The organism is Chitinophaga qingshengii (assembly GCF_014529935.1).
Taxonomy (GTDB): domain Bacteria; phylum Bacteroidota; class Bacteroidia; order Chitinophagales; family Chitinophagaceae; genus Chitinophaga; species Chitinophaga qingshengii.
In genome coordinates this window covers 74,817-96,094 of record NZ_JACVFC010000003.1, presented here as the reverse complement: position 1 = coordinate 96,094, position 21,278 = coordinate 74,817, and the positions used below count along the sequence as shown (strand labels likewise).

The window sequence follows — 21,278 nt, the reverse complement described above, 5'->3', positions numbered from 1 at the left end:
AATATATACACGGATTTCTATGCGTAATGCCTTCATTAAAAAAGTCGCATTAAAAACATTAAAAATTACCTCCATATCTCTGGCCGCTATTCTCGGGTTATTATTTCTGTTACCCCTGCTGTTTCCCGATGCGGTATCCAGCAAAATAAAGACCTGGGCCAACAGCAGTATCACCGGTGAACTGAATTTTTCCCGGGCCCGGTTATCCTTTTTTAACCACTTCCCTGCCCTCACACTCACACTATACGATGTAAGCCTGAAAGGCGGCGCGCCCTTCAGCCAGGATACCCTGGTTGCCGGCAGCGAAGTAGCCCTGGGCGTAAACCTGCAAAGCGTATTCTCCAACGCTATCACCATTGACGAGATATACCTGACCAAAGGGAAGATCCATATCATGGTGGATTCCAGCGGTCACCCCAACTATAACGTATACAAAGCCGCTCCCGCTAATCCATCCGACAAACCGGATAGCGGCAGCGCTTCCATGAAAATAGAACGCATACAAATCGAGCATTGTCACCTGATCTACGATGATCAATCGCTCCCCATGTATGTACAGGCTAAAGAGGTAAATTATACCGGCAAAGGCGATCTGGCCAAAGCAGTTTTTGATCTCTACTCCAAAATTGACATCGGGTCACTGGATTTCACCTACAACCATACTTCGTATATCCTTTCCAAAAAACTCGCGGGGGAACTGATCACAAAAATTAATACCAACTCCCTCGATTTTGTTTTTGAAAGAAATGACCTGAAGATAAATGAACTGCCGGTCAGACTGAAAGGCGCTTTCGCCTTCATGAAGAATGGCTATAAGATGGACTTCCGGCTGAGTTCTATGGAATCCTCCCTGCACGCCATTTTCGGCGCCCTGCCACCGGAGTATTCCGCCTGGATGCAGCATACCAATATTGACGGTACCGCAGACGTGAACGCCAGCTTAACAGGCGAGTATATCGCCGAAACCAATACCATGCCCGACCTGGCCTTTAATATGCAGGTACGCAACGGTGTGATCAGCAATCCCAAAGCACCGGCGCCCATTAAAAATTTGTTTCTCAATTTCCAGTCCAGGCTGGCGCAACTCAATACCGACAGCCTGTACGTCAATGTAGATTCTATCTTCTTTAATATTGATAAAGATTACTTCAGCTCCGTGATACGGGTTAAAGGACTGAAAACACCGGATATCCATCTCAAACTAAACACAGACCTGGACCTGGAAAAATGGAGCAAAGCAATGGGCTGGCAGTCCTTCGACCTGAAAGGCCGACTGCAAGCACACGCGCTGGCAGATGGGACCTATGCTACCAGCATCATCAACCGCGGTCCCAAACAACGCCCGGATACCGTCATCAGCAGTATCCCATCCTTCGACCTGCAGGCCAATTTCCGCGATGGCTACTTCAAGCTGGCCGCGCTGCCGGAAGGACTTAAAAATATCAGCTTCCACGTAACAGCCAACTGTCCGGATAACCAGCTCGCACACACGCACTTTAACATCAATGATATCAACGCCAACCTGCTCAGCAATTATATCAAAGGGTATCTCCGCTTCAGTAATGCCGAAGCGCCCGTGATAGACGCGCAACTCGCCTCCATACTGCAACTGAGCGATATTAAACAGTTCTATCCCCTGGATAGCCTGGATGTTGCCGGCATCTTACATATAGACATCAATACCAAAGGCAGTTATGTTCCGGCTAAACGGTTGTTCCCCGTCACCACCGCCAAACTCACTATGAACGATGGTTCCCTGCAAACCAAATACTACCCTAAGCCCATTCAGAAAATCAATGTGGATGCCACCATTACCAATACCAGCGGCACCCTCAGCTCTATGAACGTGGACGTAAAACCGATCGCCTTTGAGTTTGAAGGACAGCCCTTCCTGCTGAAAGCAGACCTGCGTAATTTTGACAACCTGCGGTACAACATCACTTCCAACGGTACCATCAACCTGGGCGCTATCTATCAGGTATTCGCCCTTCAGGGATACGACCTGAAAGGGTTTATCAAAACCAACCTGGCGCTCAGCGGTACGCAGGCTGATGCCGTCGCCGGACGCTATGGCAAATTAAATAACAAGGGTACCCTGACCGTGAAAGACATCGTGCTGAAAGCAAACATGTTCCCGCTCCCCTTTTATATCAACAACGGTATATTCCGGTTCGATCAGGACAAGATGTGGTTTGATACCTTTATCGCTACCTATGGAAAGTCGAAGCTTACCATGAACGGCTTTTTAAGTAATGTGATCGGTTATCTCACCCAAAAAAATCAAACCCTGCACGGCAACTTCGATTTTAAAAGCAATTATATACTGGCAGATGAGCTGATGACCAACAGCAGTCCCGCTGCCACCGCGCCTTCCGGTACTGCGCCTTCCGGAGTGATTATGCTGCCCTCCAACCTGGCGCTGACACTCAACGCCGCGGCAGACAGAATCCGCTTCAAAGGCATGAACATCGACAGCTTCCATGGCCAGCTGGTACTGGACAGCGGTAAAGTAGCCCTGAACAAAACCGGTTTTAATATCATCGGCGCTCCCGTGGAAATGGATGCCACCTACGCTTGTATTCAGCCAAAGCGGGCCTCCTTTGACTATCACATTACCGCCAAAGAATTTGATATCCGCCGTGCCTATAATGAAATCAAAATCTTTCATGACATCGCCAGTTCCGCAGCCAGCGCCAGCGGTATCGTAGGACTGGACTATCGTCTCAGCGGTAAACTGGACGGCAACATGAATCCCATCTACCCTTCCCTGAAAGGTGGCGGTGTATTGTCTGTCAAAAAAATCAAACTGAAAGGTTTTAAACTGATGAATGCCGTGAGCCAGTCCACCGGCAAATCAGATATCAAAGATCCGGATGTTTCCAAAGTGGATATTAAATCCAGTATCAACAATAATATTATCACCATAGAACGCACCAAACTGCGTGTAGCCGGGTTTCGTCCCCGCTTTGAAGGACAGGTGAGCATGGACGGTAAACTAAACCTGAAAGGCCGCCTGGGACTGCCGCCGTTCGGAATTTTCGGTATACCCTTTAACGTTACCGGCACGCAGAGCAATCCGAAAGTACAATTACGCAAGGGCAGTGATAAAGATCAGCTCGAAGAAACCGCCGATACAGACGAATAAGCTATTGCGAACTACCGGCTAAATTTCTATTTTTTGAAAGTAAATTACACAGCATGAACGGATCATTAACAGCATGGATGGAAAAACTGAAAGACAACGCCATCCCGTTTAAAGAAGTGATTGAACGGATAGAAAGCCAATATCATCATCAGCCGACTGCCTTCAAAAACGGAGATGCCTATAACGAAGCCACCCAGAACCAGGGCAGTGCCAAAGTTTTTGCTTTTGCGCAGTTACACCAGCTTTCCAAAGAAGATACCCTTTATTTATTTGCAGAACACTATCAGTCCGTGTTACAAACTCCCGTTGGTACCGACCACCAGAACATCCGGCAGTTTATGGCGCATGGCTGGCCAGGCGTGGTATTTGAAGGTCAGGCACTGACCCGGAAATAAATAACAACTTCATGAAACAGCATACGCTCACCCCGTCACAAGCCAGGAAAATCATCCTTCATGCAGCCGGACTGGCCCAGCCCGCGCAGTTTGGGAAGGGGATCGAGGCTGTTTATAAACTCATTGACCACCTGGGTTTTGTACAGATAGATACCAACTATGTGGTAGAACGCGCGCATCACCACACCATCGCCGCGCGTGTACCGGACTATAAACCCGAATGGATCGATGAGCTGCAGGCTGACGGCAGTATCTTCGAATTTTTCACCTATGGCACAGGATATATCCCTATGCATGAATTTCGTTTCTCCCTGCCCGTTAAAGAAGGTTTTTTATCCCGCAGAAAACCACTGACGCCGCAGGAAGTTACGCTGATGAAAAAAGTGCTGGACAGGATTGACCGTGAAGGTCCTTTAATGGTGAAGGATTTTGAAAACGACCGTCCCGTGGCCAGCTCGGGCTGGTGGGACTGGAGGCCGGCCAAACTCGCGCTGGAAAGGCTGTTCCTCGATGGCAGCCTGATGTGTACCCGTCAGAAAAATTTCCAGAAAGTATACGATCTCCCCATCAATCTGGTTCCGGGTGATATTGATACCACGCCGCCTACCCCCGAAGAATTTGCGCGACATGTGATACACCGTTCTTTACAGTCGCTCGGTGTTGCCTATGCCAAAGACATTGCCTGGCGCGCCCACTATGCAAAGGGACACCTGGTAAAAACAGAACTGGAAAAGATGGCGGCAGCGGGTGAAATTTGCACCGTTAGCATAGAAGGGTTAAAGACAGCGCCCCTTTATATGTTGCCCGGCTATAAAACCAAAAAAATAACCCTGCGTGAGGATGCCGTTGTGCTCTCTCCCTTTGATATTTTAAATGTGCTCCGGCACCGGTTAAAGGATTTCTTCGATTTCGACTACCAGATAGAATGTTTTGTTCCCCAGCCGAAACGGAAATACGGTTACTTCTCCCTGCCGGTATTACTGGGCGACACTTTCGTTGCCAGGATGGACGCCAAAGCAGACCGGAAACGCCGTACCCTTACTATCCATAATCTTCATGCAGAGCCGGTGACGCTCACAGCTCCTATGATCCATAAAATTGTGGATGCCATTAAAATATTCGCCCAATTCAATCAGTGCCGGGAAGTAGTCATTAAAAAATCCAATCATAAGCAGTTGATGAAAGCGGTGAAAGATGCCTTTTGAGCCGTACTGCATTCCTCTGTCAGTCACATTTGTCAAATACCACTTTCGGTAGCCACAAAGGAACTTACTAAAACTGCCTGTTCGAAAAATGTGATTTTAAAGGGAAAGAATTTAATTCCACTACGTTTACAGGCTATACTTTTGCCCAAACCAAATTCAAAAAAAGTAAATTTAGACGGCAGTACATTCAGCGATTGTAAATTTTCAGGCAAATTGGAAGACACGACCTTTAATGGTATATATGATTCCAACCCCGCCCCTACCACATGTCTTCACAACGTTGACTTTTCGTATGCAACATTAGGTGACTTTGTATCTTTCTTTAACTGTGATTTATCAACAAGCGTTCCTCCTAAGGGAACTTCATTTAAAGCGTTATTATACAATCTATATTCAAATGATCCCGGTGTATTAAGTACAGGATCTAAAGACAGGATAATATTAGAAAGAAAAAAAGAGATAAAATGTAATTTTTCATCATAAATTTCCGCCTGAATAACATAAATAAACCGGATGATAACAGAACACCTTGAAAATATCGACAGCATCATCAACACACTCCTCAAAAAAGGGAAAAACACAGGCGATGAACTGGTTTTATTATTTTATTTTTTCTCCGAAGACGAAGACAAGTTGGAAGCATTACAAAACAAGCTCACCAACCTGGGTTTTGTAGAGGATGATTTGTATGAAGACGAAGGCGAATTTCTCCTCGATATTGAATATCATACCCTTTTCAGCAAAAGCAGCATGGTAGACATCATCACTACCGTTAGTACCTTGTGTACATCCCTTCGGGTGGAATTTGACGGCTGGGAAGCGGAAGTTTAAATACTACTACCGCCCAGCGTCAATCGCCTGCCGGAAAAGCGCCGGTGTAATTATCGTCAGTCCATGATGCCCGATAATCTGCTTATAGGCAATGTTATGCTGATGGATGTATTCATAAAATTCCTGCGATACCTTGAAAGCCGGCGTCACCACCGCATCTTCCGGCATAGATAACAGATCGCCTTCGTAGATGAGCTTTTCTGCCGGCAGATATAAAAAAGACAATCCCTGTGCATGACTGTTCGGCACTTCAAAAAATTCGATCCGGTGATGGGCATCCTCCAGGATTTTATGCCCGTTGAAAAAGCTGAATTCCGGAGCCAATCCCCCGGTCATTTCCCGCACCGGTTTTTCCATAGAGGGGGTACAGATCACCGCCGCCCCTTCCTTTACCAGTTCTCCTATACCGCCAATATGATCGTTATGAAAATGTGAAAGGTGCACATACCCGATTGGTTTCCCTGGCAGGGTTCGATGAATTAGCTCGATGATACCCCGCGTAACACGGCCGGATACCGGCGCTTCCGTCAGCAATACCTGATCATCCATATTAATAAACAGTACATTCCGGTCCCCATCTACCTTTTCCACGAGGTATACGTCTTTTGCAATGGCGCGGGCGCGGAGTGGCGGCGTGGTATCCATTTGCAGCGTATAGCCTGCCGGGAGACTAAAACGGGTAGTATCGGCGGCAGCCAGGGGCAGGAAGCGGACCAGCTGATCGGAGAGAACATCCTCTCCATTTTGCTTCTGAACCATCTTTCCGGGCAGGCTATACAAGGCCCCGACATGCGTATAGGCGTCGAAGTATTGTTCTTTGACAGCGCTACCGGTAATGACCTTATTACTGGCCAGCAGCAAGGTCTTAGGATGGAAACGTAATTCCTGTGTACCCGTGCCCGTTATCCTGCGGACAACTATTTCGCTGTGAGAGGTTTGTACCTGAAGGGAATCTCCACTGTCCAGCATTTCTTTCAAAATAAAATAGGGAAAACTGCTTAAGATGATACGCCTATTCGCCTCTCCCAGATCTCCCGGCACCTTCAGCAGCGCCTTTCCGGTACGCCATAGCCCGAGATCATACACATAGTAACCGGCATCCCGGTTGATGCGCACCGTATTAAAAACGTACCCACCGGCATAGTGAGCCAGCGTATGATGCCAGTGCCGGCGATGCTCCAGGTCAACGTATACTTCGTACTCATCCTGTTCCGGCTGTACGCAGTCGAAGCTGTATCCCTGCCAGCGGTTATAACTGGTACGATGAGTGGCATAGTCAAAAGCCCGGATAGTTTCCCAGTGGCCATTGGCGGCCATAGCTTTGCGCAGAAGACTGTCGGCCGACTGACAACCGGCCACACGGGGCAACAACAGGGAAACGACGGAAAACAGTAGCAGCAAACGGTACATACCTTTCTTTTTGCTGCGAAGGTAGACCAGGGGCATTGCGTATACTATGCAGAAATGCTCAATTTTGGCGGCACCATTTCCGGTAAGCGAAAGGAGACAGCTGTTGCCATTGTTTGAATAAACGGCCAAAAGCGCTGGCATTTTCAAATCCGCACATCCAGGTGATGTCCTGTACCGGATGGTGGCTGTTCTTCAGCAACTGCTGCGCATGTTCCAGCCGGATACGGGTCAGGTACTGGTGCGGCGTACAACGAAACACCGCCCTGAACTGCCGTATCAGTTGCGGCACAGACAAAGCCGCCATGCGCCCCAGTTGCTCCAGTTCCAGGTTTTCCGCAAAGGTGGAATGCAGTATATCCCGTACCGTACAGATCCGTTTATAGATCTCCTGTTGGGTACCGGGCTTAACGGCCCTGACTAAACGCGCATAGCCTGAATCCTTACGCTGATGAAAGATTAATCCCTGGAGCAGCCGTACCAGGTGTTCATCAGCACGATTTTTCGTATAGCCATGGGTATCCAGATTATTTACGAGCTCATCCAATTGCTGCTGCAAGCCGGTATCCATCGCATGCAATGTTTGATGGAACCCGGGTACGGGGCCGGTAGCCATAGGATTATCCAGCAGATGCCCTTCGCTGTGCAGCATATCATAAAAAACAGCAGCGGCAAAATCTCTCCGGAAAAAAACAGACAGGCTTTTCACGCGCTCCAGGGTGTCAATACTACTGGCATAAGGCTGGTCGTCATTCAATATCAAAAAACGCTGTGGCCTCACTGCCAGGGGTATACGGTTTACGATGTACCACTCCTCCCCGTTTCGCACCGTTTTGAGCGAAAGGCAACCTACATGTTTTTCACAGTGGCTTTTATTCACCGCCGCATTGAAGATGATATTATGCCGGCTGAAATTGTCGAAATGCGCCTGTTCGTCAAAGCCTGGTTGCGTATGGTCAGGAAGCGCGGTGAGGTACATATGGTATGCTATTTTAGGCTGTACAAAATAGCGTTTTTATACCAACGTTCCATTAATTTTGAGCTATAAGTATTATATATGGATAAAAGGGTTGCCCACAAGCTTCTATTGAAACAATACTGCGAACAGGTCATCCTGCAACGCATTGCCATCACCCAACAGGCCATGAACGAAGCGCAGGCGGCGGCCAACAGCGAAAGTAAAAGTTCCGTCGGCGATAAATATGAGACCGCCAGAGCCATGAGCCACATGGAAAAAGATATGCATGCACGGCAATTGCTGGCCCACCAGCAGGAGTTGCAGGCCCTTCGTTCGGTTAACGTTCAGTCCGTTTACCAGGTACCCGCTGCGGGCGCCTTTATACGGTCCACCACCGCTAACTTCTTCATTGGTGCTGGTCTTGGTAAACAAGTAATCGATGGAGAAACGATTATCTTCCTTTCGCCCATATCACCGCTGGCACAGCAGCTCATGCGAAAAAAAGCCGGGGACGAGTTCGAGTTCAAAGGGAAAAATAAGATCATAGATGTTTATTGAAAGTTGTTTCTGCCTTACCTTTGCGACGATTTAAACGAAAAACATGAGTCAATTTCCGCATATAAACCTGCCATTACAACGCAAACTGACCTTCACCGCCAACCCGGTAAACGTAGTACCGTTGCCGCATGGAGAGGTCCTGATGAACTTTGCCAGTCAGCCGCTGATTACCAGGCTGAATGCCGATCTTGAAATTGTATGGGAAAAAATCATGCAGGGACAGAACACGAACTATGTGAGCAGTAAGTTGTCTGCCTCCCCTGATGGCGCAATGATTGCCGTCGCCGGCATGAACGATATACGTATCCTCAACGCAGACGGCACGACCGTATTACATACCATCCAACATGGTTCCTGGGGTTGGTTCCTGGGCGCCGCCTGCTATTTCTCCAGGGATAACAAAACCATCTGGTATGTACTGCCCGGCGACGAAAATACCAGCGACGAGCTGCAAGTGATGGATATCACGACTTTTGACGTCATCGCTACCCACCCGCTGCATGAAAGCCATCAATACACCTATGCGTTTCATGCTACGCCGGACAACAACACCCTCCTCCTGGAAGCCGCCGCAGGCCAGGAAACAAGCCTGCTGACGCAGCTGCAGTGGAACAACGGCGCTATCGTGATCACTAACCTATCCCAATGTGATGATATGATCATGGGCAACTTCGCGCCCTCCGGAAATGCGTTCGTCATGGCTCCCCATTACGACGAGCCATTGGAAATATACTCCTTCCCGGAAATTGCTAAAGTAGCCGAGCAAGATCAGGCCGCCATTTTCGACGGTAGTAAAGATTTTCCTGCCGCAGAGCCGGATAATATCAACTACAGCGTCTTCTTTATCGATGACAATAACATCCTGGTAGTGTCCCAGTTTGGCCGGTTATTGCTGCTGGATAGAAAAGACTTACGTTGCAAGGCGGAAGTCATGCCCGAGGGTATTGAATTTACAGCGTATGACCTGGATGGTAATCCTACTACCAACCCGGATTATATCTACGATTATAGCAGTAATATTATCAATGTGATGATCGTGCATGATAAGTTGCTGCTGACGACCAATGATGGACAGTTGAGGAGTTATGGGCTGCCGGTAGGCTGAGAATAGATTTCATCTGAAATATAAAAATGCCCCCAAAAGGTGAAAAACTTTTTGGGGGCTTCTTTTTTAAAACAAGCGAACACATCCTCCCTGCCTAATTTTTTCTTTAGTCTTCTTGCCATATTCTTAATAAAATTCTATTTTTAATAACCATGCAACGATAGCTCATAATGATCGCGTTAGCTGCGTTAACTCAACCCTCAACAATAACTATTAAAAATCACTACCATGTCTCCACTCCTACCGGACGAAGCATTCTATGCCGGGCTGCAACATCTGCCCAAACCCAGGTATCCGTTTCCGGATTTCATTCATCCTCATTACCAGCAACAGCGGAAAGAATACTATGATTGGATAGACAGGGAATATACTTTTCATAGTAAAGCGGCACGCGAAAAGCACAAACAGCATAACCTCGCGGATATTGCTGCCCGTGGATGCCCCTTCTTAAGCACACTGGCGGAATTACGCCCACTGGCCAACTATACCGCCAATGGCGCTATGATGGATGATTATTTCGACCGTTGTTCACGTAATGAAATGTATCATATAACGGCTCGTATCAGGAGTATTTTAACCGGGGAAGAATATATTGAACCCACTGACAACGGTATATTTCACCAGTTCTGGATATTGCGCCAGGATGCGATTAAATGTGCCATGCCTCAAAGACTATATGAAAAATACATTGCTGCTATACATAACGTTTTCGTTGGCTATACGGAAGAACGGACCTATTACCGGGCCAATATGCCCCCGCCACTCTCCATTTACCTGATTATCAGACTGCATAGCAGCGGCGGACTTCCATATTGCAAGTACGCAGCGATGCAGAAAAACTATCGTGAACTACCGGACGATGTTCTTGAACATCCGCATATACTGCGTCTTCACGACCTCTGTTCCTTATTGATAGGTATGCATAATGACTTCATCTCCCTGCCCAAAGAACTGCATAGAGAAGGGGATACGATGAACCTCGTTAAAGTAATACAGCACGAACGCAAAATATCGATTCATGAAGCTTATATGGAGGCGCTCCAACTTCATGATAACTATCTGGATGAGTTTATGCTGCTGCACCAGTACTTGCCTCCCTTTGGCGAACTGCAGGACATGGTGTATAACTACGTGCAGGACCTGGGCATTATGGTGGCCGGTGTGTACGCATGGCACACGAATGATGTGTCCCGTTATGTGAACGGCGGGTATGTAGATGGAGAATATACCAGTCAGGAAATGGATGCGTGAATACACGCTACTCAAAACCTCCCGTTATGCGTGGGGTTTTGAGTGGCTATAATAGCTGCATCGCTTTATAATAGTAAAAGTTTACGGTAGTATTAGGTCCCACCACAAAACCAGACCTGTCAAACTGCTGGCCTGTTGAAGGCATATTAAATACCTCTACTCCATTTACCAGAAAATGGAGCACCCCGTTCTGAATGACCAGTTTCAGCAGATTTACCTTCTTACTGACAGCATCATTGACAGTATAGTTCTTATACAGCGTAACTGCCGTGCCGCGATTGTCTTTCCAGGCGACAAAATAGCTATTGTAAGGTACTACGCCGAAGCAGGAACCGGTTATGCCATTATCAGCCCATGCCAGTCCGGTAAGATTGCCGTTTCCCCCTCCTATGATTTCCGCGCTGATTTCTACAGACATATTACCCTGTATACCTGTAAACACAGAATCAATGGTTATCCACTGGGCCTGCACCTTGCGGCGGTTGGTAACCACATAATAACCATCTTGAATCCTGGCATCTATTGAATCTGGTGCAGAGCTACCGGTCCACCATTTCTGAGCGGGGTTCCGGAAGTCGGATTGAAACAGTACCTTTTCAGTTCTGGCAGGGGTATCCGGAGTATCTTTTTTACTACAGGAGGCCAGCAAACAGGTAGTTAAACTAAACAACAGTATAATTTGAGGTTTCATAACTTATATGGTTAAATCTTTTATAAATTTACAAAAAAATAGTATCAGGTGAATTTTCCGGTCGGATGTTTCTCAAAGTTGAATGAACCCTGCTTTTAAACCTCCAATAATTATTTTATGAAGCGCACTATCCGGTGTTTATTGTTTGTAATCACAGGCTTTATTTCTCCCTCCTTGTCTGCGCAGGACATTTATATTTCTGCCTACCAGGGCGCTGTTCAAACAAGCAATGTGGTAGTAGGGAATATTTTAAGAGAAGATGTGGTGAATGAGGAATTGGAATCCAGGACGCATAACAGGGGAAAGCAGGCTAATATATTCGCGGCACTTCCTCCCGCAAAACCTTCATCCGTACCCGTTAAAATCCGTAGCGGCAATTTTACACCCGATCCGGCAGTGACTCAAAAGGTTAACGCTACGTTCATTGCCCAGATAGCCAAGGCAAGTCCTGATAAAAAAAATGAGATCGCCAAAATTGTCAATGGAGGCGCGTTGCAGCAGGAAGCCAGCCGGCGTTTGACCAATCTGGGTTTAAACATCAATAATATTGTAGACGTTACCGTTACCTATTACACGCTCATGTGGCAAATCATAAATGGGAAAGCGGCAACTGATAAACAAATCATAGCTGGCTACAACCAGCTGGCACCAGGACTATCGGCCAGTACATTTTTGAATGGCATGAGCGACCGTCAAAAACAGGAAGTCAGCGGTAACATGGTATTGGTGGCTATGTTTGCCATGACAACCTACCAGGGATTGGCACAGCGGCACGATACCAGGAACCTGCAACGCCTGCAAAAGGGAATAAACGACATGTTATTACAGCAACAGATTGATTTATCCTCCGTTCATCTTACGGATGCCGGTTGGGTGAAAAAATAAGCGGAACCCGGCTAGAAGCCAAAGTAACCCTGATACAGGAAATAACCGGCACCCACTACCAGGAGGTCCACCGCCACTGCCAACAGTAGCAGCGGCCACCCAAAAATACCACGGTAGCTGAGTAACTTTACCGTATCCGGTTTGCCCGGCTCAAATATAAACATAGCAGTATCACCCATCTGCCATCTGGCGCGTGATGAACCCACCGTATGTTTATAGGTGATCGTTTGATACCGGCTGTCCGGAATATCGAAAACGGGAAAATAGAAAGTACCATCTTCATCCCGTTCTTCAACGAGTTCCACAATGGTACCCACCGCCCGCTCCCCTTGTCTTACGAAGGCAAGTCCGTTTCTCAGCATCGCAGAGGAACTTGCCAACAACAACCCGCCAACGATTATAAAAATGAGACATATGATCATCTTTAGCTGTATTTTTCAGGTGAACTTTTTACCTTCTTTGCCCGTTAGGGGACTAAGCAACAAATACCCTGCACCGGTAATTATCAGCGGAATGGCAATAGCCATCAAAATGATCGCCCAATTGAAAAGCCAGAAATATCCCATCATCCTGACGGAGTCCAGGTTCGCCGGATCGTACAGAAAGGTGGCCTTTTCTCCAACATCCCACGACGATGGGCTGCTGTAGGCCGCATGATGGTATATCAGCTCAACATTTTCATTGGTCATGATGCTGAAAACCGGCGCATAGGCGCCATCACTTTCATCCAGCGAAACGACAGTTCCCTGTGCCCGCTCACTGCTGCCAATGAATTCAACGGATTGCCTGAGTTTGTATAATGAAACTGCGACTAAAAGAAGACCGGTTAACAAATATAGCTTGTACCACATAGGTTCATTTGAATTACAGTGGTTAAGATAATAAATAAGCGGCAATTCCTTCGGGAAGAACAGGAAGTTTTCGCAGAAATTACTATTTGTCATTATAACAATTATTTTTAACTTACGGACACATGGTCCATATTGATTCCCGGGTAACTTTTTAGCATGTTTTTAGTCCGTCCAGGAAACTGATTCCACCATTAGCCTTTGCAGCAGGTCATGGGATATTCTAATGGCATTACTATGCTACTGTATTTTATAAGTCCAACACGTTATGATGCGCGCTTTCTTTTTTGTGGCGATACTAGCCTTCCCTTTACAACTCCTTGCCCAGGTTGCCCCCTACAATTTTTCCAAACTGGATATCTATTCCGGCTTATCACATAACCAGGTGACCGCTATCCTCAAAGACACGGAAGGTTATCTCTGGTTTGGCACCGTATCGGGACTGAACCGCTACGATGGTCATACCTGTAAAGTGTTACGCAACCGGCAAAACGACAGCACCTCTCTGGCCGACAACTACGTGCTTTTTCTCTATGAACTCCCGGAAGAAAAAATCTGGGTGGCTACCAAAGGCGGCCCCTGCATCTATGACCTTCACACAGAACGTTTCAGCCTTAACTACGGCCGTTACCTGCAATCCCTGGGCCTGCCCGACGGCAATATCGCCAGCATCACGAAAGGATACAACGGAAGATACTGGTTCCTGTATGAAGATGGCAGCTTATTCCTATACGCTAACCAACAAACGAAAAAAATCACCGTCAACCACGCGGCCAAAACCATTGCCGTACAGGAAGCAACCGCCGGCAAATTATGGCTGTTGCACCAGGATGGCTTTTTACAGGAATATGGCATTGCTGCCGGAAAAATGATTTTTAACAGCACCGCCTTGCAACAGCAGGCCCAGGGGAACATGCCCATCAGCCTCTTTGTTGACAGTGACGGTGACGTATGGCTTTGGAGCTTTGCCTATGGCGCCGGACTTTTCCATCCGCAGGATAACTCCATCAGGCCTTTTAATGAATCCTCCTCCCCTTCCAGGCTGCAGTCCAACCTGGTCAGCCAGGTAGTACAAGATAATAACGGCGTCATTTGGATAGCTACCGACCATGGCGGCATCACCCTGATCGATAAAAAGAAAAATTTTGAGACAAGTTGCCTGCGCAACGATCCCAAAAATCCCCAAAGCCTGAGCCAGAACAGCATCAACGCGCTGTATAAGGATAATAACGGTATCCTCTGGGCCGGCACCTACAAACAAGGCGTCAACTATCTCAACAGCAATATCCTGCGGTTTCCACACCTTCATCACCAGGAGTCCGATCGCCGAAGCCTGCCCTACGACGATGTGAACCGGTTTGTGGAAGACCGGCAGGGAAATCTTTGGATAGGCACCAATGGCGGCGGACTTATCTACTTTAACCGTAAAAACAACACCTTCCGGCAATATCAGCACGATGCCGGCAATCCCAACAGCATCAGTAACAACGTTATCGTAAGCCTCTGGCTCGATCACCAGGATGTTCTTTGGATAGGCACCTACTTCGGCGGATTGAACAGTTTTGACGGTAAAAAATTTACCCGCTACCGGCACAACGACAAGGACACCTCTTCTCTGGCCGATGATAAAGTATGGGAGATCTATGAAGACAAAAACAGGAACCTGTGGGTAGGTACCTGGGGATCGGGAATGGACCTGTTTGACAGGAAGACCGGCCGTTTCCGGCACTTCTACCGGGAAAAAACCGGCAACCAGTCATCCAACTACATTGCCGCGCTGATGCAGGACCGTAAGGGCAACTTATGGACCGGCACTACCTACGGCATCATGCTTTTTTCGCCCGACGAAAAACTGATCGCCACCTACCGCAACAGCACCGCTAAAAAAAGTCTGAGCAACAATAACGTGACCTGTTTCCTGGAAGATAGCAAAGGCAGCATATGGATAGGTACGCATGAAGGATTGAACCGCTTCAACGAGCATACAGGCGACTTTGAGCTGTTTACCGTTGCTGATGGTCTCCCGGACAATATCATCCTCAATATACTGGAAGACAGTACACACCGGTTGTGGCTTTCCACCCCCAGCGGCCTTTGCAGCGCCATGCCGCATCAGGAAGGCAACAATACCACTATTTCTGTAGCCGGTTATGATGAATCCAACAATCTTCAGAACCGCGAATTCAACGAAAATGCGGCGCTTAAAACCAGTACAGGCGAACTTATTTTCGGCGGACCTTCCGGATTTAATATTATTAACGCCGCGCAAACACAACAACCGGCCAACCACTCCCGGCTTATCCTGACCGGCCTCCAGATACTGAACACCAATATCAAACCGGGGGAAATGCTCAATGGCCGGGTGGTGCTGGCACAATCGCTGTCGAAGCTTCAAGACATCAGCCTGAAGTATAAGGAGAATGTATTTTCCATCGAATTTGCTTCGCTGGATTACGGGCAGAAGGCAAATTACCGTTACGCCTATACGCTGGAAGGATTTAACACCGGCTGGCTATATACAGATGGAAGCCAACGCAAGGCTACTTATACCAACCTCGATCCGGGCCATTATACGTTTAAAGTTAAAGCGCTTAACAGCGACGGCTCCTGGGGCAAGCCTGTCTCCCTGCAGATCCATGTGGAACCGCCTTTCTGGCGAACGCCTTTCGCCTTCCTGATCTACCTGCTGACGATAGCCGGCGTACTTGTGCTGGCAAGACGTATCACGCTGGACAGAATACATATGCGGTACGAAGTGGAGCAGCAACGCCGCGAAGCGGAACGCGCCCATACCATAGAACAAGTGAAAACAAAATTCTTCACCAACGTAAGCCATGAATTACGAACACCCTTAAGCCTGATCATATCCCCGCTAGATACCATCATCAAAAACACAACGGATGAAAACCAGCAGCAACAATTGGGACTGGTGCTCCGCAATGCCAAAAGGCTGTTGAACCTCGTCAACCAATTGCTCGATTTCAGGAAAATGGAAGTACAGGCGATACGGCTGCACCTGGCTATGGGAGACATTGTACAGTTCACCCGCGACATCAGCCGCTCCTTTACTGACATAGCTGAAAAGAAAAAGATCACTTTAAACTTTTCATCGGCGATTGACAGCCTGGAAATTTATTTTGATAAGGATAAAATTGAAAAAATCCTGTTCAACCTGCTGTCTAACGCTTTCAAATACACGCCTGACAATGGCCAGGTTACCCTGCGACTTTCCTGTCTGCCACCGCCCGCCGGCGACGGTGATGCAACGCTTATAATGGAAGTACGGGATACCGGCATTGGTATTCCCGAAAACCAGCAGCAGAAAATCTTTGAACGTTTTTTCCAAACGGAAGTACCTGCAGATATGGTAAACCAGGGTACCGGTATAGGGCTCGCCATCACCAAAGAATTTGTAAAGCTCCACCACGGGGTGATCACGGTAAAAAGCGAGCCGGGGAAAGGCACCTGTTTCACCGTCAGCATTCCGGCCAAAAAAATATTTGACCCCGCCATACGTAACACTACGCCACTGGTAACGGAAGAAGATGCCAGCCGGATGCTGTCTGAAGGGACACGGAAGAATGGCAAAATGAAAACTATTCTTGTGGTGGAAGACAATGAAGACCTACGCTTCTATCTGAAAGACAACCTGAGGATGCAGTACCATATTGAAGAAGCGGTCAATGGTAAGGAAGGCTGGGAAAAAGTGAAATCATGCCATCCGGATCTGGTGGTCAGCGATATCATGATGCCACTGTCTGACGGCATTGACCTTGTGAAAAATATCAGGACAGAAACCGGCACGGCGCATATCCCGGTCATCCTGCTCACCGCCGTAGGTGATGAAGGGCGGCAGCTACAGGCTTTTGCCGCCGGCGCCAATGACTACATTACCAAACCATTTACTTTTGAAATACTGGATTCGAGAATTAAAAACCTGCTGGCCCAGCAACAATTATTACAAAAACGGTTTCAGAAACAGATTGAAGTGAACCCCGCTGAAATAACCGTTACTTCGATGGATGAAACATTCCTGCAAAATGCGCTGGACATTATTGAAAAACAAATGGACAATCCTGACTTCTCGGTAGAAGATTTCAGCACATCGATGCATATGAACCGGGTAACGCTGTACCGGAAAATCCTGGCCCTTACCGGCAAATCCCCGCTGGAATTCATCCGCTCTATCCGGCTGAAACGTGCTGCCCAGCTGCTGAAAAAAAGCGGGATGACCATATCGGAGATTGCCTATAAGGTTGGATTCAATAACCCCAAACAGTTTTCAAAATTCTTCAAGGAAGAGTTTAAAGTGCTCCCCTCACAATATGCCGCGAGTAAGGGAGAGGCTGACGAATAAACGTTACCGCTGTGTGATGCCTTTCCAGCTATCCGTCCTGAATGGAATAGCGGGAAGGCCGGCGGAGTTAACCAGGTTACAAACCGGGTTATCCGCCCAGGCATAACGTACAGCCGTTGGCGTTAACACCTGTTCCGATGATACCACCACTTCATTTCCTTCAATAACGGCATTGGCCCAATAAAACCGTTTGTCTTCGCCGGCAATGGCAAACCCTGTCAAAGCATGGCCGTCTCTTACTGTAAGACCGGCCCCGGTATTCGTAAACCGGATACGGATACGATGCGGTTCTTTCTTAAACCCTGCAAATGCAGGCCCGGATGCAATGCCTTGCCGGTGGTATACCTGTTTGCCCGCCACCAGCGTCAGCCGGCGGCCCACTTCCTGTTTGTTGGCCGGATGGATATTACCCGCTTCTCCGAGATCAATAATACAGGCCATGCCTGTATTAGGCTGCGACAGGGTCATGGCCTGTGCTTCCCTCACTTCCGCCCATTCGCTCTCCGAAGGCTCCGGCTTGATCTTTTTAAAGTTGGCCAGCTGTACATACAGGAAGGGGAAATTGCCCTGTGTCCAACGTATCCGCCAGTCTTTAATCAGGCCAGGGAACAACTGCCGGTAGTCGAAGGCGGCGTATTCATTGGCTTCTCCCTGATACCAGATAACACCTTTGATGGCATAAGGAATCAGCGGATGGATCATGGCATTGTACAACACGGCCGGGTAACACTGATAGTTTCGTATATGCGGCGCCGGTGTTTCTGCATCTTTTTGGTAACGCCATGTGCCTGCCAGTGAAACGCGGGTAGTTCCGTCTGTTACGTAGATACTGTCCGCAGGCGGATTCAGGCCGCCGCCACCCCATAACATGGCGATGCGGAGCGCAATGACATTCTCGCCGGATTTCAGCATGGCTGCGGGGACAGTGTAATGGTGAAACGGACTGGCACTCCATACCGTTTTGCAGATCTCATGTCCATTGACATATAGCGAGTAGTTCATTTCAGGATGCCCCAATTCCACGGTCAGAGCTTTGCCGGCAAAAGACGCCGGCAGGCCGATCTTTTTACGCATCCATACGATTCCCTCGTATGGCCCGCCAAAATCGCCCACCAGTGCGGGCATCTGCACCTGAGGCCAGGCGGCATCATTAAATGTATCCGCCGGCACTTCCTGTGCAGCATTGTTTTGCGGATGGTATATGATATCCCAGAAACGCACCAGGTTCAAACTGTCCTGTACAAAATCAGCCACCTCGAGTGTGTCATTGGCCAGCACCCGCGCCCTTGTAATGGGCGACGCCAGCAGTCCTTCCCTGCCTGTCCATGCCTCCACCGGCGTTCCGCCCCAGGTGCTTTGTATAATGCCCACCGGAATGCCCTGCTCCTGGTGGACCTTGCGGGCAAAATAATAGGCTACCGCTGAGAAGTTGCCTGTGGTGGCCGGATCACAGGCTTTCCACTTTTCGTCTGTAATGTCTTGCTGCGGTGTCAGGCTTTTGCGCTGTTTCACCACCAAAAAACGTATCTGTGGCCAGTTAGATGCGGCTATCTCCTTTGCTGCGTCTTTAGCGTCCTTCACCGGCCACTCCATGTTAGACTGCCCGGAAGCCAGCCATACATCGCCGATCAGCACATTTTTAAATTCAATGGCAACATTGCCGCCGGATACCTTCAGTGTATAAGGACCACCGGCTTTGGCGGCCGGAAAACGGAGCATCCACTTGCCATCTTTACCGGTCACTGTTTTAGCGTACGCCGCACCCAATGTACCCGTTACCGGCGTTCCGGGCGAGGCCTGGCCCCACACGGGAATGGGTTGTTCACGCTGTAACACCATGCTGTCGCCAAATACTTTAGGCATGGTGATCTGTGCGAAAAGGCGGCCATAAAAGAGGCTTGTCAATATAAGCCCCAAAAGAAATGTCTTTATCATAAAAATTAAGGTTGTTAAACAACGGCAGCGATCATGATGATGATCGCTGCCGGAAAACAGGGTTTCATGTATAGCGTGCAATGCATTTATATCAAACTACGAGATGATCACCAGCCTGCATTTTGTTTCAGTACGCCGTTTGACAAAGTCACCTGGGAATAGGGAATTTGTGACAGCCCTTTCGTTTCATTGATTTTACCCGCCTGAATGGTCTTCGTGGTATTGACGTCGCCATTTTTCACCGTCGTGGTTTCCGCGATGGCGGCTGCCGCAACAGCGATTCCCTGACGCAGCAGGTCCCAGTAACGAATTCCTTCTCCGGCAAATTCCAGCCTTCTTTCCTGCATGATATTAGCCTGGTTCACCGGCAACGACACAAAACCATCGCCTAAAGCGCGCTTGCGGACATCGTCGAAATACAGCTGCGCATTGGGAGAGCCCAGCTCGGCAGCCATCAGCAATACATCGGCATAACGGATAGATACATAATCCTGGTACTGCCCGATCATAAAGTTGGTGCCACCTAATTTCACCGCCAGGCTGTTACCCAGTTCATCTATCAGCGGGGTATACTTTTTCATGTAATAACCGGTGTACTCCCTTTGATCTTTGCTGTTGGTGAAAGCCAGTCCTTCATCGGCGATAGATATGATGGACGCTTTCCGCCTGGTATCGTTAGCGGCATAGGCATTCCAAAGCCGGGGATTGACAGTACTTCCGCCCCATCCCATGCCATAGGGGTAAATGCTTTGCGCACGAATACCATTCATCACCATCCAGTAGTTACCATCTGCATTCCCGCTATAGTCACTGGTATACGTGTATTTAATGGCAAATACGGTTTCCTTGTTATCTTCTCCCACATAATCATTGAGCGATGCCGCCGGCCAGAGGTTGGCAAATTTCTCTACCAATGCAAAGCCTCCGTTGGCGATCACATTTTCGAGATAAGTCAGGGCCTGTTGTTTGGATACTACGCCCACAAGATCTGTCTTCCCGTAATAACCGGTATAATAAAGGTATACACGCCCAATCAGCGCCTCGGCGGCCCATTTGGTCACCCTGCCATGGGTAGCCACAGGCTGGCTCGGATAACTTACCGCCGGGAGATTGTTGGCCGCAAATACCAGGTCATCGGTAATAAGCTTATACACGCTCTCCGGGCTGGCCTGCGGCAGATTGTCCGTAGAAGGACGGTCCAGCAGCGGAATATTGCCCCACAGTCTTACCATATCAAAATAAAGGTAAGCGCGGATAAACCTTGCTTCGGATTCGTATACCGGGCGCAGGTTTTCGCTGCCTTTCCAATCTACCTGGTCGAGGTGTGTGAGCAACATATTGGCCCGGTAAATAGCTTTATAGTAAGCGCTCCAGTTGTCGCCAAACAAACTTTGATCTGAAGGCGAACGGAGTTTATCAAATTCGTCGATCATCTGGTAACCGAATCCATCGGAATTACCAGTAGCGCCGAAAGCATTGTCAGACAATATTTCCGAGGCTATAGGCAGTGAAACGCCGCCGTTCCAAACGGTCTGTAAACCGTCGTACACACCCACCAGCGCTTTAAAAGCATCAGCAGGCGTTTTATAGAAGTTCTGCTCGGTGGCGGTGGTAACATCTTCTGTATCGAGAAAACTTTTGCTGCAGGCAGCCAGTGATACCAGCGCGAAAAGCAGCGTATATATATGTAGTTTTTTCATTTGCTTG

At 48.2% G+C, this 21,278-nt stretch carries 16 protein-coding genes; 9 read left to right on the top strand and 7 right to left on the bottom strand.

Annotated features, from left to right (window positions below; all coding sequences use genetic code 11):
• Positions 1–19 precede the first annotated feature (19 nt).
• From ICL07_RS20275 to ICL07_RS20260, 4 genes are all read left to right on the top strand, one after another.
• Complete coding sequence (locus ICL07_RS20275) at positions 20–3,145, top strand: AsmA family protein (protein ID WP_188089873.1); 3,126 nt, start codon at positions 20–22, stop codon at positions 3,143–3,145.
• Positions 3,146–3,198: 53 nt separating this feature from the next.
• Positions 3,199–3,540, top strand: coding sequence for a HopJ type III effector protein (locus ICL07_RS20270; RefSeq protein ID WP_188089872.1), 342 nt, complete (start codon positions 3,199–3,201; stop codon positions 3,538–3,540).
• An 11-nt stretch (positions 3,541–3,551) separates the two neighbouring features.
• The gene (locus tag ICL07_RS20265) at positions 3,552–4,745 is read left to right on the top strand and encodes a winged helix-turn-helix domain-containing protein (protein ID WP_188089871.1); all 1,194 of its coding nucleotides are present in this window, start codon (positions 3,552–3,554) and stop codon (positions 4,743–4,745) included.
• Positions 4,746–5,258: 513 nt separating this feature from the next.
• Positions 5,259–5,576, top strand: coding sequence for a ribonuclease E inhibitor RraB (locus tag ICL07_RS20260; RefSeq protein WP_188089870.1), 318 nt, complete (start codon positions 5,259–5,261; stop codon positions 5,574–5,576).
• Between the two features lie 6 nt (positions 5,577–5,582).
• Here the strand turns inward: ICL07_RS20260 and ICL07_RS20255 are convergent, their stop codons facing one another.
• Positions 5,583–6,986 (bottom strand): MBL fold metallo-hydrolase, encoded by a 1,404-nt coding sequence (locus ICL07_RS20255; protein ID WP_188089869.1) that lies wholly within the window; start codon positions 6,984–6,986, stop codon positions 5,583–5,585.
• 58 nt (positions 6,987–7,044) lie between these two features.
• Positions 7,045–7,962: an AraC family transcriptional regulator gene (locus tag ICL07_RS20250; protein WP_188089868.1), complete on the bottom strand. Its 918-nt coding sequence runs from the start codon at positions 7,960–7,962 to the stop codon at positions 7,045–7,047.
• A gap of 78 nt (positions 7,963–8,040) precedes the next feature.
• On the opposite strand from ICL07_RS20250, the gene ICL07_RS20245 reads away from it, so the two are divergent.
• The 3 genes from ICL07_RS20245 to ICL07_RS20235 all read left to right on the top strand — a co-directional run bounded on the left by ICL07_RS20245 (position 8,041) and on the right by ICL07_RS20235 (position 10,855).
• Complete coding sequence (locus ICL07_RS20245) at positions 8,041–8,499, top strand: GreA/GreB family elongation factor (RefSeq protein WP_188089867.1); 459 nt, start codon at positions 8,041–8,043, stop codon at positions 8,497–8,499.
• 43 nt (positions 8,500–8,542) lie between these two features.
• A complete protein-coding gene (locus ICL07_RS20240) occupies positions 8,543–9,604 on the top strand; it encodes a WD40 repeat domain-containing protein (protein ID WP_188089866.1) in 1,062 nt (353 codons plus the stop codon).
• 228 nt (positions 9,605–9,832) lie between these two features.
• Positions 9,833–10,855, top strand: coding sequence for a terpene synthase family protein (locus ICL07_RS20235; protein ID WP_188089865.1), 1,023 nt, complete (start codon positions 9,833–9,835; stop codon positions 10,853–10,855).
• A 46-nt stretch (positions 10,856–10,901) separates the two neighbouring features.
• Here ICL07_RS20235 and ICL07_RS20230 read toward each other — a convergent pair whose 3' ends face one another.
• Positions 10,902–11,546 carry a hypothetical protein gene (locus tag ICL07_RS20230; RefSeq protein ID WP_188089864.1) on the bottom strand — a complete coding sequence of 215 codons (645 nt, stop codon included), beginning with the start codon at positions 11,544–11,546 and terminating at the stop codon, positions 10,902–10,904.
• A gap of 117 nt (positions 11,547–11,663) precedes the next feature.
• On the opposite strand from ICL07_RS20230, the gene ICL07_RS20225 reads away from it, so the two are divergent.
• Positions 11,664–12,431, top strand: coding sequence for a DUF6683 family protein (locus tag ICL07_RS20225; RefSeq protein WP_188089863.1), 768 nt, complete (start codon positions 11,664–11,666; stop codon positions 12,429–12,431).
• A gap of 11 nt (positions 12,432–12,442) precedes the next feature.
• On the opposite strand, the gene ICL07_RS20220 is transcribed toward ICL07_RS20225, so the two are convergent.
• Together ICL07_RS20220 and ICL07_RS20215 are read right to left on the bottom strand one after the other, a co-directional pair.
• The gene (locus tag ICL07_RS20220; RefSeq protein WP_188089862.1) at positions 12,443–12,853 is read right to left on the bottom strand and encodes a DUF3592 domain-containing protein; all 411 of its coding nucleotides are present in this window, start codon (positions 12,851–12,853) and stop codon (positions 12,443–12,445) included.
• A 15-nt stretch (positions 12,854–12,868) separates the two neighbouring features.
• On the bottom strand, positions 12,869–13,375 hold the full coding sequence (locus ICL07_RS20215) for a DUF3592 domain-containing protein (RefSeq protein WP_188089861.1): 507 nt from the start codon (positions 13,373–13,375) through the stop codon (positions 12,869–12,871).
• A gap of 172 nt (positions 13,376–13,547) precedes the next feature.
• On the opposite strand from ICL07_RS20215, the gene ICL07_RS20210 reads away from it, so the two are divergent.
• The gene (locus ICL07_RS20210) at positions 13,548–17,636 is read left to right on the top strand and encodes a hybrid sensor histidine kinase/response regulator transcription factor (protein ID WP_246485123.1); all 4,089 of its coding nucleotides are present in this window, start codon (positions 13,548–13,550) and stop codon (positions 17,634–17,636) included.
• 3 nt (positions 17,637–17,639) lie between these two features.
• Here the strand turns inward: ICL07_RS20210 and ICL07_RS20205 are convergent, their stop codons facing one another.
• Both ICL07_RS20205 and ICL07_RS20200 read right to left on the bottom strand, forming a co-directional pair.
• Entirely contained in the window at positions 17,640–19,571 is a 1,932-nt protein-coding gene (locus tag ICL07_RS20205; protein WP_188089860.1) for a sialate O-acetylesterase, read from the bottom strand.
• A gap of 107 nt (positions 19,572–19,678) precedes the next feature.
• Positions 19,679–21,271 (bottom strand): RagB/SusD family nutrient uptake outer membrane protein, encoded by a 1,593-nt coding sequence (locus ICL07_RS20200; protein ID WP_188089859.1) that lies wholly within the window; start codon positions 21,269–21,271, stop codon positions 19,679–19,681.
• Positions 21,272–21,278: the final 7 nt, after the last annotated feature.

Coding starts and splice junctions, on each gene's coding strand:
- ICL07_RS20275 (WP_188089873.1), top strand. CDS start 20: ATGCGTAATGCCTTCATTAAAAAAGTCGCATTAAAAACATTAAAAATT.
- ICL07_RS20270 (WP_188089872.1), top strand. CDS start 3,199: ATGAACGGATCATTAACAGCATGGATGGAAAAACTGAAAGACAACGCC.
- ICL07_RS20265 (WP_188089871.1), top strand. CDS start 3,552: ATGAAACAGCATACGCTCACCCCGTCACAAGCCAGGAAAATCATCCTT.
- ICL07_RS20260 (WP_188089870.1), top strand. CDS start 5,259: ATGATAACAGAACACCTTGAAAATATCGACAGCATCATCAACACACTC.
- ICL07_RS20255 (WP_188089869.1), bottom strand. CDS start 6,986: ATGTACCGTTTGCTGCTACTGTTTTCCGTCGTTTCCCTGTTGTTGCCC.
- ICL07_RS20250 (WP_188089868.1), bottom strand. CDS start 7,962: ATGTACCTCACCGCGCTTCCTGACCATACGCAACCAGGCTTTGACGAA.
- ICL07_RS20245 (WP_188089867.1), top strand. CDS start 8,041: ATGGATAAAAGGGTTGCCCACAAGCTTCTATTGAAACAATACTGCGAA.
- ICL07_RS20240 (WP_188089866.1), top strand. CDS start 8,543: ATGAGTCAATTTCCGCATATAAACCTGCCATTACAACGCAAACTGACC.
- ICL07_RS20235 (WP_188089865.1), top strand. CDS start 9,833: ATGTCTCCACTCCTACCGGACGAAGCATTCTATGCCGGGCTGCAACAT.
- ICL07_RS20230 (WP_188089864.1), bottom strand. CDS start 11,546: ATGAAACCTCAAATTATACTGTTGTTTAGTTTAACTACCTGTTTGCTG.
- ICL07_RS20225 (WP_188089863.1), top strand. CDS start 11,664: ATGAAGCGCACTATCCGGTGTTTATTGTTTGTAATCACAGGCTTTATT.
- ICL07_RS20220 (WP_188089862.1), bottom strand. CDS start 12,853: ATGATCATATGTCTCATTTTTATAATCGTTGGCGGGTTGTTGTTGGCA.
- ICL07_RS20215 (WP_188089861.1), bottom strand. CDS start 13,375: ATGACAAATAGTAATTTCTGCGAAAACTTCCTGTTCTTCCCGAAGGAA.
- ICL07_RS20210 (WP_246485123.1), top strand. CDS start 13,548: ATGATGCGCGCTTTCTTTTTTGTGGCGATACTAGCCTTCCCTTTACAA.
- ICL07_RS20205 (WP_188089860.1), bottom strand. CDS start 19,571: ATGATAAAGACATTTCTTTTGGGGCTTATATTGACAAGCCTCTTTTAT.
- ICL07_RS20200 (WP_188089859.1), bottom strand. CDS start 21,271: ATGAAAAAACTACATATATATACGCTGCTTTTCGCGCTGGTATCACTG.